1 protein-coding gene and 1 pseudogene are annotated in these 1,490 nt (G+C 65.3%); both read right to left on the reverse strand.

What is annotated here, in order from left to right; all coding sequences use genetic code 11:
* Positions 1-758 (reverse strand): HlyD family secretion protein (locus B0G75_RS39990; protein WP_106314956.1); only part of this gene is annotated, 758 nt, incomplete at its 3' end.
* Positions 759-770: 12 nt separating this feature from the next.
* Positions 771-1,490, reverse strand: a pseudogene (locus B0G75_RS39995) (EmrB/QacA family drug resistance transporter); the annotation flags it as partial.

The raw sequence follows: 1,490 nt of genomic DNA on the forward strand, positions 1-1,490 counted from the left end.
ACGATATAGGCGTGCGACAGCGGGACGAGCGCGAGCAGCGGCGCGCCGGTCGTCACGAATGCGCCGACGCGTGCCGAGCGCCGTCCGACCTTGCCGTCGATGGGCGCGTGGATCTCCGTATACGACAGGTTGAGTTTCGCCTGCTCAAAGGCGGCTTCGGCATGCGCCAATGCGCCGGCCGCCTTGTCGCGCTGTGTCTTCAGAACGTCGAGGTTCTGCACGGTCGCCACCAGCGCGGCGCGGTTGCGCGCCTGCTGCGCGAGTTCCTCGGCCAGCGCGCTCGCCGCGTGCTGCTGCTCCTGTGTGGTTCCCGCGCCGGTTTCCGAGAGATTGCGGTAGCGCGCGGCGTTCGCGCGCGCAAACTCGAGCGTCGCATCATCCGCGCGCAGCGTCGCACGCGCCTGATCGACGAGTGCGGGCTGCCGCGCGATCTCGGCCTCGTAGTTTGCAACCGATGCCCTGGCTGCCGCCACGTCCGCCTCCGCACTCATCAACGCGGCGCGAAAGTCGCGGTCGTCGATGCGTACCAGTAGCTGCCCCGCCTTGACCTGCTGGTTATCTTCGACCAGCACCTCGGAAAGCTGACCCGCGACACGCGGCGCGACCAGCGTGAAATCGGCCGTCACATAGGCATCGTTCGTGGTCTCGCTGGTCGAGCCGGCAAACAGCCATATGCAGGCCAGCACAGCGACGCCGGGTATGACCGCATAGGCGGCCAGACGGATCGTTCTGGGAGAAAGTCGGGTAGCGGATGACATGGATAGCGTCGCTTAACGGGAAGAGGGCTGCGTTGTGCTCCACGGCGGATAGACCCGCACGGGCAACACCGGAATAACGAAAAGAAAGGCGACGGCGACACCCGCCATCACGCGATAGAGATCGGCCGAAGTGAGCACGACGGCCTGCTCGTGGATCCGGTGTGCGAGTTCGCCGAGGCCGTGAGCGGCGTCGAGGCTCTCGCTCGTGACCAGCGCGTTGTTGCCCAGGTGGTCCACCAGCATGCCCGAATGAAAATGCTCGCGCGCGGTGCCCAGACCTTCGATGAGGCCGGTTGCGGCGGCGCCGGTCAACGTCTTGAGCGTGTTGAACATGGCCGAGGCAAACGGGCCTTCTGTCGGCGGCAAGCCGGTCGTGACGCCCATCAGGATCCCCATGATGACCATCGGCTGCGCCAGGATCTGTAGCGACTGAAGCCAGTAGAAGTTCTCGCGAACCCAATCGGTGGTCACGAAACTGCCCAGAAAGCACGAGGCCGCCATCAGGCAAAGTCCAACGGCCATGACCCAGCGGTGGTCGACCTGGCGGAGATTGAGCAGCGCGGCGGTCGCCGGGAGCGCAATCAGAAGGGGGATGGCCACCAGCAGAAACAGCGGCGTGGTTTGCAGCGGCCTGTAACCGTGAATCTGCGCGAGATATTGACTGGGTATGGCGGCGACACTCACCAGCAGCGTAACCGCGCCCACCAGGGTCAGCAGTCCATGCGCGAAGTT

The sequence above is a fragment of the Paraburkholderia sp. BL18I3N2 genome (genome assembly GCF_003001875.1).
GTDB classification, from domain to species: domain Bacteria; phylum Pseudomonadota; class Gammaproteobacteria; order Burkholderiales; family Burkholderiaceae; genus Paraburkholderia; species Paraburkholderia phytofirmans.